Source organism: Frigoribacterium sp. 2355 (assembly GCF_054060695.1).
On record NZ_JBSSDL010000001.1, the window covers coordinates 436,530 to 450,356 of the forward strand.

General features: G+C 70.5%; 14 protein-coding genes. 7 read left to right on the top strand and 7 right to left on the bottom strand.

The features are described 5' to 3' along the window. Window positions 1–58 precede the first annotated feature (58 nt). The 5 genes from ACVJ1F_RS02045 to ACVJ1F_RS02065 all read right to left on the bottom strand — a co-directional run bounded on the left by ACVJ1F_RS02045 (window position 59) and on the right by ACVJ1F_RS02065 (window position 4,023). Window positions 59–994, bottom strand: coding sequence for an ABC transporter substrate-binding protein (locus tag ACVJ1F_RS02045; RefSeq protein WP_456884369.1), 936 nt, complete (start codon window positions 992–994; stop codon window positions 59–61). Next, window positions 991–1,731 carry an ABC transporter permease gene (locus ACVJ1F_RS02050; RefSeq protein ID WP_056045720.1) on the bottom strand — a complete coding sequence of 247 codons (741 nt, stop codon included), beginning with the start codon at window positions 1,729–1,731 and terminating at the stop codon, window positions 991–993. The genes ACVJ1F_RS02045 and ACVJ1F_RS02050 overlap by 4 nt, the downstream gene beginning before the upstream one ends. After that, a complete protein-coding gene (locus ACVJ1F_RS02055) occupies window positions 1,728–2,414 on the bottom strand; it encodes an ABC transporter permease (protein WP_456884371.1) in 687 nt (228 codons plus the stop codon). The genes ACVJ1F_RS02050 and ACVJ1F_RS02055 overlap by 4 nt, the downstream gene beginning before the upstream one ends. Beyond that, window positions 2,411–3,247, bottom strand: a complete 837-nt coding sequence (locus ACVJ1F_RS02060; RefSeq protein ID WP_159824824.1) for an ABC transporter ATP-binding protein — start codon at window positions 3,245–3,247, stop codon at window positions 2,411–2,413. Before ACVJ1F_RS02060 ends, ACVJ1F_RS02055 begins: the two co-directional genes overlap by 4 nt. A 128-nt stretch (window positions 3,248–3,375) precedes the next feature. Continuing rightward, the gene (locus tag ACVJ1F_RS02065; RefSeq protein WP_056045731.1) at window positions 3,376–4,023 is read right to left on the bottom strand and encodes a TetR/AcrR family transcriptional regulator; all 648 of its coding nucleotides are present in this window, start codon (window positions 4,021–4,023) and stop codon (window positions 3,376–3,378) included. A 115-nt stretch (window positions 4,024–4,138) separates the two neighbouring features. On the opposite strand from ACVJ1F_RS02065, the gene ACVJ1F_RS02070 reads away from it, so the two are divergent. The 7 genes from ACVJ1F_RS02070 (at window position 4,139) to ACVJ1F_RS02100 (ending at window position 10,797) form a co-directional block, all read left to right on the top strand. Continuing rightward, window positions 4,139–4,867: an SOS response-associated peptidase gene (locus tag ACVJ1F_RS02070; protein WP_456884374.1), complete on the top strand. Its 729-nt coding sequence runs from the start codon at window positions 4,139–4,141 to the stop codon at window positions 4,865–4,867. A gap of 62 nt (window positions 4,868–4,929) precedes the next feature. Then, on the top strand, window positions 4,930–5,970 hold the full coding sequence (locus ACVJ1F_RS02075; protein WP_056045734.1) for an App1 family protein: 1,041 nt from the start codon (window positions 4,930–4,932) through the stop codon (window positions 5,968–5,970). A gap of 95 nt (window positions 5,971–6,065) precedes the next feature. After that, the gene (locus ACVJ1F_RS02080) at window positions 6,066–6,428 is read left to right on the top strand and encodes a helix-turn-helix domain-containing protein (protein ID WP_056045735.1); all 363 of its coding nucleotides are present in this window, start codon (window positions 6,066–6,068) and stop codon (window positions 6,426–6,428) included. A gap of 26 nt (window positions 6,429–6,454) precedes the next feature. After that, the gene (locus tag ACVJ1F_RS02085; protein ID WP_456884545.1) at window positions 6,455–7,708 is read left to right on the top strand and encodes a type II toxin-antitoxin system HipA family toxin; all 1,254 of its coding nucleotides are present in this window, start codon (window positions 6,455–6,457) and stop codon (window positions 7,706–7,708) included. A gap of 110 nt (window positions 7,709–7,818) precedes the next feature. Continuing rightward, a complete protein-coding gene (locus ACVJ1F_RS02090; RefSeq protein ID WP_055972315.1) occupies window positions 7,819–8,145 on the top strand; it encodes a DUF6504 family protein in 327 nt (108 codons plus the stop codon). A gap of 152 nt (window positions 8,146–8,297) precedes the next feature. Then, the gene (gene pnuC, locus ACVJ1F_RS02095; RefSeq protein WP_159824818.1) at window positions 8,298–8,981 is read left to right on the top strand and encodes a nicotinamide riboside transporter PnuC; all 684 of its coding nucleotides are present in this window, start codon (window positions 8,298–8,300) and stop codon (window positions 8,979–8,981) included. 34 nt (window positions 8,982–9,015) lie between these two features. After that, entirely contained in the window at window positions 9,016–10,797 is a 1,782-nt protein-coding gene (locus ACVJ1F_RS02100; protein WP_456884377.1) for a glycoside hydrolase family 15 protein, read from the top strand. Between the two features lie 102 nt (window positions 10,798–10,899). On the opposite strand, the gene ACVJ1F_RS02105 is transcribed toward ACVJ1F_RS02100, so the two are convergent. Both ACVJ1F_RS02105 and ACVJ1F_RS02110 read right to left on the bottom strand, forming a co-directional pair. After that, the gene (locus ACVJ1F_RS02105; RefSeq protein ID WP_056045748.1) at window positions 10,900–12,264 is read right to left on the bottom strand and encodes a glucose-6-phosphate dehydrogenase; all 1,365 of its coding nucleotides are present in this window, start codon (window positions 12,262–12,264) and stop codon (window positions 10,900–10,902) included. A gap of 200 nt (window positions 12,265–12,464) precedes the next feature. Beyond that, complete coding sequence (locus ACVJ1F_RS02110) at window positions 12,465–13,799, bottom strand: FUSC family protein (RefSeq protein ID WP_456884378.1); 1,335 nt, start codon at window positions 13,797–13,799, stop codon at window positions 12,465–12,467. Window positions 13,800–13,827 lie beyond the last annotated feature (28 nt).

Genomic DNA, 13,827 nt, shown 5'->3' on the forward strand with positions numbered 1-13,827 from the left:
GGCCCGGACGACGGAGAGCCCCGTTCCGCGGACGGAACGGGGCTCTCGACGAGGGGGCCTAGCTGTCGAGCAGGCCCTTCTCGGTCAGGTAGTCCTTGGCGATGGTGGCCGAGGACTCCTTGTCGGTCTGGCTCTTCGAGTTGAGCTTCTGCAGGTCGGAGGCGCTCAGGACCTCGTCGACGCTGTCGATGACGTCCTGCGCGTCGGAGTCGACCTTGTCGGACACGATCGGCACCACGTTCTGCGGCAGGATCATGTTCTCGGGGTCTTCCAGGGTGACGAGGTCGTTCTCGGCGATCAACGGGCTGGCCGTGTAGATGTCGGCCAGCTGGATGCTGCCGTCGGTCAGGGCCTTGACCGTCAACGGGCCACCGCCGTCGTCGATCGGCGTCGAGGTGACGTCGACACCGTAGATGCTCTTCAACCCGGGAGGGCCGTAGGGACGTTCGGCGTTCTCGGGCGGAGCACCCAACGTCAGCGTGCCGGAGTAGTCCTTGAGGTCGGCCAGGCTCGTGATGTCGTTGTCCTCGGAGAACTCCTTCGTCACGTTGTAGCTGTCCTGGTCGGACGCCGCGGCGGCCTTCAACGCGGTCAGACCGGAAGGCAACGCGGCGGCGAGGGCCGTCTCGACCTCTTCGGGCGACTTGGCGGTCTCGTCTTTGTCATAGTACTGCAACAGGTTGCCGGTGTACTCGGGGAAGACGTCGATCTTGCCGGACTCGAGCTCGGGCAGGTAGACCTCGCGCTGACCGATCTGGTACTGACGGTCGACCGTGTAGCCCTTGGCCTCGAGGGCCTGGGCGTACAGCTCGGCGATGATCTCGTTCGAGTAGTACTGCTGCGAGCCGATGACGAGCGTGTCGCCGTCGCTCGACGCCGACGAGTCGCCGGAGCTCAGCGGGTCGCTCGACGCGCACCCTGCCAGGGCCACCATGGCCCCGATCGCGACTGCGCCGAGAACGGTGAGCCGGCCTTTCTTGTTCGCTGTGATCACTGTGTGCCTTTCGTGAGGGGTGTTGCCGTGACCGCCCCGGGCCGGACGGCCCTGGAGCGGATGTCGGTGGGGCGCCCGGCCGTGACCCCGGCGGGGACGACGAGGCGCTGGACGATCGAGAAGAGGATCTCGAGGACGACCGCGAGGGCGATGACGAGGATGGAGCCCGCCAGCATCTTCGGGTAGTCGTTCGCCCGGAGGCCCGTGATGATGTAGCTGCCGAGACCGCCCGCGCCGACGAAGGTGGCGAGGGTCGCCGTCGCGACGACCTGGAGGACGGCGGACCGGATGCCGCCGATCAACAGGGGCAGGCCGAGGGGCATCTCGACCTTCGTCATGATCTGCCACTCGGTCATGCCGACGGCCCGTGCGGCGTCGACGGTCTTGCGGTCGACGGCCTCGAACCCCGAGTAGGCACCGGCGAGCACCGACGGGATCGCCAGGATGACGAACGAGATGATCGGCGCGGTGAGGCCGATGCCGACGGACAGGGCGATCAGGGTGATGACGCCGAAGGAGGGCAGGGCACGCGCGCCGCCCGAGATCGAGACGGCGATCGAGCGACCACGGCCGGTGTGTCCGATGAGGTACCCGACGGGAACGGCGATCACCGAGGCGATCACCACCGAGAGGGCGCTGTACCAGAGGTGCTGGCCCAGCCTCGTGGGGATGCCGTCGGCACCCGTCCAGTGGATCGGGTCCGCGAGCCAGGCGAACGCCTCGACGAAGAAGTTCACGGCAGCACGACCTTCTGGCGGGCCGGGACGGGAGCGAGGGGCTTGATCTTGGCGTCCTTGCGGCTCCAGGGCATGAGGACCCGCCCGAGGAGCACGAGCAGGAAGTCCAGCACGAGGGCCATGACGATGGTGAGCACGATCCCCGCCACGATCTCGGCGGTGATGTCGCGCTGGAAGCCGTCGATGAAGAGGAGTCCCAGACCGTTGACGCCGAGCACCCCTCCGACCGTGGCGAGGCTGACCGTGCTCACCACGACGACCCTCAGACCGGCGAGCATGACCGGACCTGCCAGGGGGAACTCGACCCTCCAGAACCGTTGCCAGGACGAGTAGCCCACGGCCGTCGCCGACTGCGTGACGTCGGCCTCGACGGCGGCGAGGGCGTCGGCCACCGATCGGACCATGAGGGCGATGCCGTAGAGGGTGAGGCCGATGACGATGTTGACGGGACTCCGCAGCGAGGTGCCGAAGACCACCGGCAGGGCGATGAGGAGGGGCAAGGACGGAATCGCGTAGAACAGACCGGCGACCGTGAGTATCCCCCTCGACACCCGGTACCGGTTCGCGAACCAGCCGATGGGCAGCGAGATGACGAACGCCAGGATGACCGGCGGCACGCTCAGGCCGAGGTGCACGATCGTCTTGTCGAGGATGTAGTCGCTGTTGGACCAGATCCAGTTCACGACGCCTGCCCACCTCGGACCGACTCGGTCAGCACCCCGGCGGTGCGCCCGTCGCCGTCCACCACCACCTGCCCGGTCGGCGTCTGCTCGACGTGGAGGGCACGCTTGCCCCGGTTGGCTCCGATGAACTCGGCGACGAAGTCGGTGGCGGGTGCCGAGAGGATCTCGGAGGGGCTGCCCTGCTGGGCGATCTGGCCGCCCTTCTCGAGGATCACGACCTGGTCGCCGAGGTAGAAGGCCTCATCGATGTCGTGCGTGACGAAGACGACGGTCTTGTCGAGTTCGCGCTGCAACCGGATGAGCTCTTGCTGCAGGTCGGACCGGACGAGCGGATCGACGGCACCGAAGGGCTCGTCCATGAGCAGGATGTTCGGGTCGACGGCGAGGCCACGGGCCACGCCGACCCGCTGTTGCTGCCCACCGGACAGCTGGCTCGGGTAGCGCTGGGCCAGGTCACGGTCGAGACCGACCGTGTCCATGAGCTCGAGGGCGCGGTCACGGGCGACCTTCTTCGACGTGCCCTTGAGGACGGGGACGGTCGCGATGTTGTCGACGACCTTGCGATGCGGAAGGAGACCGGAGTTCTGCATGACGTAGCCGATGCTGCGGCGGAGCCCGACGGGCTCGAGGTCGCCGATCGACTTGCCGTCGATCTCGATGACACCGGAGGTCGGGTCGACCATGCGGTTGATCATCCGCAGGATCGTCGTCTTGCCGCAGCCGCTCGACCCGACGAAGACCGTGGTCTTCCGGGACGGGATCACCAGGCTGAAGTCGTCCACCGCCAGGGTGCCGTCGGGGTACTGCTTCGTCACGGAACGGAACTCGATCATGGGTGGCTCATTCCTCGTGGGCAGCACGAATCGACACTTGCCAGGGCATTCACCCAACCACAGATCCCGACGAAGCGTCATCGACCCCGCCGGGGCCCCCGACGCCGGCCGTCACACGGCCGACGAGGTCAGTGCGCGCCGACGAGGGGCTCGAGGTAGCCCGTCAGGACCGTGCGGCACTGGTCGACGAAGCGGCCGTCGCCCTCGGCGTCGTCGATGAAGGCACGCGCCAACAGGGCGTTCGCGATCTCGACCGCCACCTGGAGGCCCAGCTCGAGCTCGTCGGTGCGCGGCACCGAGCAGTGGTCGACGAGCACGGCGAGCAGCTGCTCGGCCAGGGGGCTCGTGTACTGGCGCGTCTCGGGCGTGCGCACGTCGGGTGCGTCGCCGAAACGGATGGCCCGGAAACCGGGCTCGCTGCGGTACATCTCGGCCTTGGCGTCGACGAACAGGTCGACGGCACGACGCCAGTCGGTGACGGCGTCGTCGGACACGGCCTCGTCGACCCGGACGGTCAGACGCTGGACGGAACGCAGGGCGAGCGCGTCGACGACGGCGATGCGGTCGGGGAAGTAGCGGTAGACCGTGCCGATCGAGGCGCCCGCCCGCTCGGCGACCATGGCCGTCGTCAGACGCTCGTAGCCGATCTCGTCGATGATGGCCGCGGCCGCGTCGAGCAGCCCGGTGAGCCGCGCGGAACTGCGAGCCTGGACCGGCTCGTTCCTCAGCAGCGGTGAACCCCCGGGCAGTGCGTCATTGACGTCGGTGACGAGCAACGTTTCTCCGTTTCGTGGCGATGCCTCGACGGGGTCGGGCACGGTGCGATGACGTCGGAAGGGGGACCGAGGTGGCGGTCACCGGATGTCGGCGGCTGCCACCAGAATGGATCGCATGTGCGGACGATTCGTGATGGCACGCGCCTCGAGCGACCTGGTGGCCCTGTTCGACGTCGATGTATCAGGAGACACTCTCCCAGAGCCTTCCTGGAATATCGCTCCGACCCGGCCGGTGAGTCTGCTCGTCGACGCGGCTCCTCGGGGCGAGGACGCCGGCGGCCCGCCGGTCCGACGGCTCGCCGCGGCGCGGTGGGGTCTCGTGCCCGGTGGCTCGGCAGGGCCCGACTCCGGTCCCCCGCTGTTCAACGCACGGTCCGAGTCGGTCGCCGAGAAGCCGTCGTTCCGCGACGCCGTGGTCTCGCGCCGCGGCCTGGTCCCGGCCACCGGGTGGTACGAGTGGCAGACCCTGCCCGACGGCTCGAAGCGCCCTGTCCTCGTGCGGCTGCCCGACGACGAGGTGGTGCTGTTCGGCGCGCTCTACGAGTGGTGGCGAGACCCGTCGGCCGAGGTGGGCGCCCCGTCTCGGTGGCTGTTGTCGACGACCGTGTTGACCCGCGCCTCCTCGGGTCCGGTGTCCGAGGTGCACGACCGCATGCCGGTGCTCGTCGGCACCGCCGTCATGGACGACTGGCTCGACCCCGAGACCGAGGGCGACGACGACCTGGTGCAGGGCATCGCCGGCCTCAGCGACGAGATCGCCGCGCGCCTGCTGCACCACGAGGTCGGCCCCGAGGTCGGCTCGTCGTCGGTCGACCACCCCGGTCTGCTGGCCCCCGTCGGCTGATCCGGTCCGTCGGCGGTCCATCCGTCCGTCCGTCCGACGACCCATCGTGCGAGACTGACCGGATGCCCGACACCCGCAAGGCACCGCCCGCCGCCGTCGAGCCCTTCCTCCACCGAGCGGCCCGCATCGAGAACTCGGTCCACCGCTTCCGCGAGAAGCGAGCCCGACGCCGCGGCCTCCTGCCCACCGTCGTGCCGTACACCGGCTACGGCGCTCCCGGATGGGCGCGGGTGCTGTCCCGCGTCCTGCTCACCCGGACGGGCACGCTGTCGGGCGTGGACCGCCTCAACGTCCGGGGGTGGCGCAGCTTCACCAGCGTGCCCGTCGAGAAGGCCCTGGTCGAGGTCTCGCTCGGCGGTCGCGTCCAACGCGTCCAGGCCGACCGCGGTGGCGTGCTCGACGCCCGCATCGCCGTCGACCTCGAACCCGGCTGGCACGTCGCGACCCTGAGCACCGAGGGGTCCGTGCCGGTCGAGGCACCGATCTTCGTCATCGATCCGGAGGCGCGGTTCGGCATCGTCTCGGACATCGACGACACCGTGATGGTCACCTCGTTGCCCCGGCCGCTGCTCGCGGCCTGGAACACCTTCGTGCTCAACGAGCACGCCCGGCGCCCGGTGCCCGGCATGGCCGTGCTCTACGAGCGCCTGAACGCGGCGAACCCCGGGTGCCCCGTCATCTACCTCTCGACGGGCGCCTGGAACGTGGCGCCGACGCTGTCCCGCTTCCTGTCCCGCAACCTGTACCCGAGCGGCGCACTCCTGTTGACCGACTGGGGCCCCACCCACGACCGGATCTTCCGCAGCGGTCGCCTGCACAAACAGGAGTCCCTGCGCCGCCTCGCCGACGAGTTCCCCGAACTCAAGTGGCTGCTCGTCGGCGACGACGGGCAGCACGACGAAGAGCTCTACGGCACGTTCCTGCACGACCACCCCGAGAACGTGGCCGCCGTGGCGATCCGTCAGCTGTCGCCGAGCGAGGCCGTGCTGGCCGGTGGACGGTCGCGGTCGGAACACGCCGAGGGCAGTGACGTCGTCTGGGTGTCGGCACCCGACGGCGCCGGCCTGTGGGAACAACTCCTCGACAACGGCGTGATCGACTGACCCCGGTAGCTCGTGGTGATCCTGTGATAGTGGGATAGTCCTGTTTTGTGGGTCGACATGGCTGCTATCGTGGATCATCCCGAGATTGGAGCATCGTGTTCGACGACGACCAGGCCGCACGAGTGCCGGTGCCCCCGCTCGTGTCGACGGACGAGCGTGAACGCCAGGTCGGCGAGCAGGTCCGTCGCCTGAGGCTCGACCGGGGACTCGACCAACTCGAACTCGCCCGACGGGCCGACCTGTCCCCCAGCACGGTGCAGTCCCTCGAGGCCGGCCGCGGCAGTACGTTGCGCACGCTCGTCCGCGTCCTGCGGGCCCTCGGCGCCGACGACGTCCTCGGGGGCATCGCCCCGGCGAGCGCCGTCAGCCCGCTCGACGTGCTGCGGTCGGCGGGCGACGAGCCGCGACGTCGGGTGTATCGCCCGCGGGGCGGACGATCACCGGGCGGCGACTCGTGAGCTGGGTCCCGGTCCGGGCTGTCGAGGTGACGGCGTGGGGCCTCCGGGTGGGGGCCGTGGCACTCGACCCGGGGATCGGGGCGTACGTCTTCGAGTACTACCCGGACTGGGTGGCGCGCGGCATCGAGTTGGCGCCACTGACGATGCCGGTGCGTACGCGGCGGCACGTCTTCCCGCAGTTGCCCGAGGCGACGTTCCATCGCCTGCCCGCCGTGCTGGCGGACGCGATGCCGGACGACTTCGGCAATGCGGTGATCGACGCCTGGTTGGTGCGCCAGGGGGTGTCACGGCAGCAGGTGAGCCCGCTCGACCGGTTGGCGTACATGGCGGACCGGGCCATGGGGGCGTTGGAGTTCCGGCCGGCGCGGGGACCGCGTCAGCGGACGACGAGCGCGGTCGAACTGAGTGCGCTCGTCGAGGGGGCACGCAGCGTGCTGGACGCCAGCTTCGGCGACGACCGCGAGGCGGAGTCGGCGATCAGGTCGTTGATCCAGGTGGGGACGTCGGCGGGTGGGGCGCGGGCGAAGGCGGTGGTCGCGTGGAATCGTGGCACGGGCGAGATCCGGTCGGGCCAGGTGGCGGCGCCGGACGGGTTCGAGCACTGGTTGATCAAGCTGGACGGGGTGGGCCCGGACTCCGAGCTGGGGTCGGGAGGTCTCGCCGGACGGGTCGAGTACGCGTATTCGCTGATGGCGGGGGCGGCGGGGATCGACATGGCCGAGTGCCGGTTGCTCGACGAGAACGGGCGGTCGCACTTCATGACGCGTCGGTTCGACCGCCGGGCCGAGGGCAAGGCCCACGTCCTCACGCTGTGCGGGGCGGCCCATCTCGACTTCCGGCAGCGACAGGCCCACGACTACGGGCAGCTGTTCGACGCCGTCCGTCGGATGGGGTCGGGCGACGAGGCGATGGCGCAGGCGTTCCGCCGGATGGTCTTCAACGTGCTGGCGGCCAACAACGACGACCACACGAAGAACTCGTCGTTCCTGTTGGCGGGGCCCGAGGCGTCGTGGGGGCTGTCGCCCGCGTACGACGTGACGTTCGCGCACAACCCGACCGGGCGGTGGACGTACCAGCACCTCATGGGGGTGGACGGCGTCTTCCGTGACGTCTCGCGGGCCGACGTGATGCGCCTGGCGGACCGTTTCCTGGTGCGGGACGCGTCGGGCATCGTCGACGAGGTGCGTGACGCGGTGGGGCGGTGGCGATCGTTCGCCGACGAGGCCGGCCTGCCCCGCGAGGCGGTCGTCCACGTCGAGGAGGCGCTGCCCGGCTGGTGAGGACGCCGGCGCCTCGGCGCCCGGGCCTCGGCCCCGCACAGGGGGGTGGCCGATGTCGGTGGGGGTTCGTAGACTCCGTTCGAACACACATTCGAACGAGAGGTCGGCAGATGAGGGTGGACGAGAAGGTCCCGGTCGAGACGACCGCCGACGGGGCGCCCCTGCGCTTCGAGTGGCGGGGGGTCGTGTACGGCGTCGTCAGTTCGCCCGAGCTCTGGGTCACGCGAACCGACTGGTGGCGATCGGCGACCCGGGCACCACGCGGGGCGAGCGCGCACCTGCTCGAGATGACGGTCTGGCGGGTCGACGCCGTGCCGCTCACGGACGGCGCCCACCGGGTCGACGGCACCTTCGACCTGGCGCTCGACGGCCGAGGCGACTCGTGGTTGCTGCTCGGGGTGTTCGACGACCGGGTCGAGCAGCAGCTGTTCGCCTGACCCCGGGGCGTCCGTCGGACGACGGTGGCCGGTGAGCCGTGCGACGTCGGGAATTCCCCCCGTGCCACACTCGTTGACGCACCAGGCGCCCTGCGCCCCGGGGACGCCGTGGTCCCGCACCACCCGCCTCCCCGACCGAAGAGAGCCTCCCGATGAATCCGTTGCTGTGGTTGTTCGACGCGCAGGTGCACATCGGCGACCAGACGATCCTCTGGCGCGAGGTGGTGGGCAACGTCTTCGGCCTGCTCAGCGCCCTCGGCGGCATGAGGCGCAAGGTCTGGGCCTGGCCGATCGGCATCGTGGGCAACGCGCTGCTGTTCACCGTCTTCCTCGGCGCGGTGTTCGACACCCCCAACCCGGTGAACCTGCTCGGGCAGGCCGCACGCCAGGTGATGTTCATCGTGGTGTCGATCTACGGCTGGTACCGCTGGAAGCACGCCGACGACGCCGGCGGCGCGGCCGTCGAGCCCCGCTGGGCGGGATGGAAGAACCGGGTGCTGATCGTCGTCGTCCTCGTCGGCGGCACCGCCGCGTTGACCCCCCTGTTCCGCCTGCTGGGGTCGTACGAACCCGTGTGGGCCGACGCCTGGATCTTCACCGGGTCGCTCCTCGCCACCTACGGCATGGCCAAGGGCTGGGTCGAGTTCTGGTTGATCTGGGTCGCGGTCGACCTCGTCGGCACTCCCCTGTTGTTCAGCGCCGGCTACTACGCGTCGGCGTTCATGTACGTCTTCTACGGCGCCTTCACGCTCGCGGGGTTCGTCGTCTGGGCTCGCACCCGGCGGCAGAAGCCCAAGGTCGAGACGCTCTGGCCCGATCCGACGCTGCAACGCTGATCCCGGCTCTGGGGCGCGCTGGTTTGATGAGCGCATGCCCCTGCCCATCGAGAACTACGCACTGATCGGCGACCTGCACACCGGAGGCCTCGTCGGCTCCGACGGCAGCATCGACTGGCTCTGCCTCCCCCGCTTCGACTCCGCGTCGACCTTCGGTGCCCTGCTCGGCGACCACGACGCCGGACGCTGGCTCGTGGCCCCCTCCGACGCCGCCGCCACCTCGACCCGACGATACGTCGACGACACCTTCGTGCTCGTCACCCGCTGGACGACGCCCACCGGCGTGGTCGAGGTCACCGACCTCATGCCCTACGGCGACCGGCGGGCCGACGTCGTCCGCCGGGTGACCGGGGTCTCGGGCACCGTCTCGATGCACGTGGACCTCGCGATCCGGTTCGGCTACGGGACGGCCCTCCCCTGGGTGCGGCAGATCCCCGAGGGCGACGAGACGGCCCTGGTCGCCACGGCCGGGCCCGACGCCGTCGTGGTCCGCGGCCCCCGGCTGACCGCCACCGACCACACGCACGAGGCGACGTTCGACGTCTCCCCAGGCGAGACGGTCGACCTCAGCCTCACCTGGTACCCGTCCCACCGCGAACCGCCGGCGCCCCTCGACGTGCCGGCCGGCATCGACGAGACCGTCGCCTGGTGGCAGGAGTGGGCCTCACGCTGCTCGGCCCCCGAGGCCTACGCCCCCGAGGTGCACCGGTCGCTCCTGATCCTCCGAGCCCTCACCAACGAGGACACCGGAGGCATCGTCGCCGCGGCGACCACGAGCCTGCCCGAACGGTTCGGCGGCTCGCGCAACTGGGACTACCGCTACGTCTGGCTGCGTGACGCGTCGATGACGCTGCAGGCTCTCATCCTGCACGGATACGCCGAGGAGGCCGACCGGTGGCGCGGCTGGCTGCTGCGTGCCATCGCCGGGGACCCCGCCGACGTGCAGATCATGTACGGCCTGGCCGGCGAGCGGTACCTGCACGAGAGCGAACTCGGGCATCTGCCCGGCTACGACGGGGCCTCACCGGTGCGCATCGGGAACGCCGCGTACCAGCAGTACCAGGGCGACATCTTCGGCGAGGTGATGGTGGCCCTGCACGAAGCCCGCCTGCTCGGCGTCGAGGAGAGCGAGTACTCGTGGCCCCTGCAGCGTGCCCTCATGCAGTACGTCGAGGACAACTGGACCCGGCCCGACAACGGCATCTGGGAGATCCGCGGCGAGTTGCAGCACTTCACCCACTCGAGGGTGATGATCTGGGCCGCTCTGGACCGGGCCATCAAGGGCATCGAGCAGTTCGGCCTCGACGGCCCCGTCGACCGGTGGCGCCGGCTGCGTGACGAGGTGCGCACCGAGATCGAGACCCGCGGCTGGAACGCCGACCGCGCCTCCTTCACCCAGCACTACGGCACGACCGAGGTCGACGCGTCCCTGCTGCAGCTGCCGCAGGTCGGCTTCGTCGCCGCCGACGACCCCCGGATGCTCGGCACCGTCGCCGCCATCGAACACGATCTGCTGCAGGACGGCCTGCTCATGCGTTACCGCACCGAGAGCGGCATCGACGGCCTGGACGGGGCGGAGAACCCGTTCTTGACCTGCTCGTTCTGGCTGGCCGAGCAGTACGCCGCCTCGGGGCGCGTCGACGACGCCGTCGCCCTGATGGACCGGCTGGTCGGCTACTGCAACGACGTCGGGATGCTCTCGGAGGAGATCGAGGTCGCGACGGGGCGCCACGTCGGCAACACCCCGCAAGCGTTGTCGCACCTGGCGCTGGTGCGCGCGGCCGACGCGATCGGGAAGGCGCACGACCGCGGGTGACGCGACCCGCGCCTCCTCGGCTGCCGGACGCGACGACGGCCGCCCTGCTCGGGAGAGCGGGGCGGCCGTCGAGGTCTGCCGGTCAGGAGTGCGCGACCAGGATCAGGCGGGCCAGTCCGACGGACCGGTCGACCCGGCGGCGTAGGTGTCGAGCGGCACCTGGTCGGCCTTCCAGGCCTCGATCACGGGAGCGACGATCGCCCAGCAGCGCTCGGCCACGTCGCCGCGGATCGAGAGCGTCGGGTCGTCGTGGAAGATGCCGCTGAGCACCTCGCCGTAGGGCGTGAGCTCGGGCTTGCCCAGGGTGACCGACATCGTCGACTTCTCGAGGTCGAAGGGGTTGCCCGAGCCGTTCGTGGTCACGCCGAGCTCCATCGTCTCGGGGCTGATCTCGATGCGGAGCGTGTCGGGCGTCGACGAGCCGTTGAGGCCCTCGGGAAGAGCGGGGACCGGCTTGAAGGTGATGAGCACCTCTTTGCGGATCTTGGTCATGCCCTTGCCCGACCGCAGGATGAACGGCACGCCCGCCCAGCGACGGGTCTTGACCTCGAACTCGACCTCGGCGAGGGTCTCGGTCTGGCGCTCGTTGTCGACGCCGTCCTCGTCGGCGTAGGCGGGGACGTCCTTGCCGTCGATCGTGCCGGCCGCGTACTGGGCGCGACGGCTCGAGGCGACCGGGTCGGCGTCCTTGACCCAGGTCGCGCGCAGGACGCGGGCGATCTCGCTGCGCAGCTCGACCGAGTCGATGCTCGACGGGGCGTCCATCGCGATGACGGCGAGCACCTGCAGCAGGTGGCTCTGGATCATGTCGATCAGCGCGCCGGCCTTGTCGTAGTACTGGGCGCGACCCTCGAGGCCGAGGACCTCGTCGTAGAAGATCTCGACCTTCTCGATGTTCTCGCTGTTCCAGACCGGCTCGAAGAGGCGGTTGGCGAAGCGCAGGCCGATCATGTTGAGGACCGTCGCGCGACCGAGGAAGTGGTCGGTGCGGTGGATGCGCTCCTCGGGGACGATCTTGAGGAGTTCGGCGTTGAGCTCGCGGGCGCTCTCTTCGTCCGAGCCGAACGGCTTCTCGAGGGCGAGGCGCAGGCCGTCGGGCAGGTCGATCTCGGCGAGCGCCTGGATCACCTTGGTGCTGATGGCGGGCGGCAGGGCGAAGTACATGACCGGCGTGCCCTCGCTGGCCTCGAACAGGGCCTTCAGGTGCTCGACCGTGGTCGGGTCGCCCTGGATGTACCGGCTCGACGCCAGCGTCTTCTTGGCGAGGTCGCTGCCGGCGTCGCCGTTGAAGGCGGTCTTCACGACGTCGTCCCACTCTTCGGGGCTGCGCTCGCTGCGGCCGGTGCCGATGAGCTGGACGTCGACGCCGCGGTCGCTCTTGAGCAGGCTCGCGAGGCCGGGGAGCAGCAGACGCTCGGTGAGGTCTCCGCTGGCTCCGAGGATGATGAGGGTGGTGGTGTCTGTCACAGTGCAGCTTTCGTGGGAGGGCGACGATCGTGTCGTCGCTGGTCGATCAGGCGGCGGGGGTTCTCGGGGCCACGGGTGTCAACGCACAGGGGGGACGGACATTCCCGTCGACCGCCCCGGCCGCGGAGGGCACGGGTCGCGTCTCGGCGCCGGTGCCCGGTCAACCGTACTGCTCCCGGAGGGCGAGCGCCGTATCGGGGTCAGCGACCGGCATCGGCCTCGCCGTCCTGCACGGTGTCGTGCGGGGCGGTGTCGCGGGGTGCGCTGTCGTCGTCGACCGGCCCCGTGCTGTCGGTGCCGCCCACCCGGCCGCCGGTGTCGTCGTCGCCGGCCGTGCGCCCCTCCTCGGCGGCGTCGTCCTCGGGGCGGGGCGCGGTGGTGTCGTCGGGGTCGAGCGCGGCGATGATGCGTCCGAGCGAGACGGCGATCGAGACGCCGCCGCTCGTGTCCGTGGTCGGGCGGTCCCGGTGGCGGTCGACGGCGTCCCAGAGGTCGGCGACGCGTCGCCGGGCGTCGGTGAAGGCGTCGACGTCCTCGGCCCCGTGGCGTCGGATGACGGTGGCGACGCCGTGCACGGCGTGGGCGACGTCGGGCGCGAGGTCGTCGGGCATGCCGATCTGCCGGCCGATCCGGCGACCGAGGATGCCCGAGACCTCGGCGACGTCCTGCAGGTGGAACGAGACGCGCTCGTACGTGGCGAGATCCGCGTACTCCTGGCCGAGGTCGCGGCGGCGGAGCAACCACCGCGGGTTCATGCGACGGGACTCGTCCGCGTACGCGACGGTCTCGCGGACGCGGCGGAGGGTGCTCGGCAGGACGCCCACGCGACGCTCCCATTCGTCGTCCTCGAGGGGCCAGGGGGTCTCGAACACGCCGGCGACCTCGTCGGCCCGGTCGGCCAGCGAGTCCTTCACCCGGAGGAGGCGATCCTCGGCGCGCGAGGCGTAGAGCGGCGGCACGAGCACCAGGTTGACGATGACGCCGACGACGACGCCGACCCCGATCTGCACGATGTAGCCCAGCGAGTAGGCCTCGGCGTTCGCGCCGCCGAGCAGCAGCACGAACAGCCCGGCCGTGAGCACCCAGTCGCGACCGGCGCCGAGCCAGCGGATGCCCGCCACGAGCACGCCGACCCCGACGACGAGCGCCACCGCCAACACGCCGGGCCGACCGTCCTGCAGCGAGAAGACCGCCGTGGCGAGGGCGATGCCGACGACCACGCCGACCAGCACCTGGAACCCCTGTCGCAGCGAGCTCTTGATGGTCGGGTACATCGCGATCACGGCGCCGAGCGGCGCGTAGTACGGGTAGTCGGCGGCGACGCCGGGCACCTGCGGCGCGATCCAGTAGGCGAGGGCCGCGGCGAGCGCCGTCTTCACGGCGAGCAGGAGGCGCGGTTGGGCCAGCAGGACGCGGGTCCAGTGGGTCGCGGTGCGGGCGTCGCGACGCAGGGCGGACCGTCGATCGGGCGAGGTGAGGCCTCGATCGGTCGAGGTGGGGCGTCGATCGGTCGGGGTGGGGCGTCGATCGGACATGCCCCGATGATGACAGGCCGTGGGACCC

Excerpts from the sequence above, each read along its gene's own strand:
- ACVJ1F_RS02060 (WP_159824824.1), bottom strand. The coding sequence starts at position 3,247 with ATGATCGAGTTCCGTTCCGTGACGAAGCAGTACCCCGACGGCACCCTG.
- ACVJ1F_RS02070 (WP_456884374.1), top strand. The coding sequence starts at position 4,139 with ATGTGCGGACGATTCGTGATGGCACGCGCCTCGAGCGACCTGGTGGCC.
- ACVJ1F_RS02075 (WP_056045734.1), top strand. The coding sequence starts at position 4,930 with ATGCCCGACACCCGCAAGGCACCGCCCGCCGCCGTCGAGCCCTTCCTC.
- ACVJ1F_RS02090 (WP_055972315.1), top strand. The coding sequence starts at position 7,819 with ATGAGGGTGGACGAGAAGGTCCCGGTCGAGACGACCGCCGACGGGGCG.
- pnuC (WP_159824818.1), top strand. The coding sequence starts at position 8,298 with ATGAATCCGTTGCTGTGGTTGTTCGACGCGCAGGTGCACATCGGCGAC.
- ACVJ1F_RS02100 (WP_456884377.1), top strand. The coding sequence starts at position 9,016 with ATGCCCCTGCCCATCGAGAACTACGCACTGATCGGCGACCTGCACACC.
- ACVJ1F_RS02110 (WP_456884378.1), bottom strand. The coding sequence starts at position 13,799 with ATGTCCGATCGACGCCCCACCCCGACCGATCGACGCCCCACCTCGACC.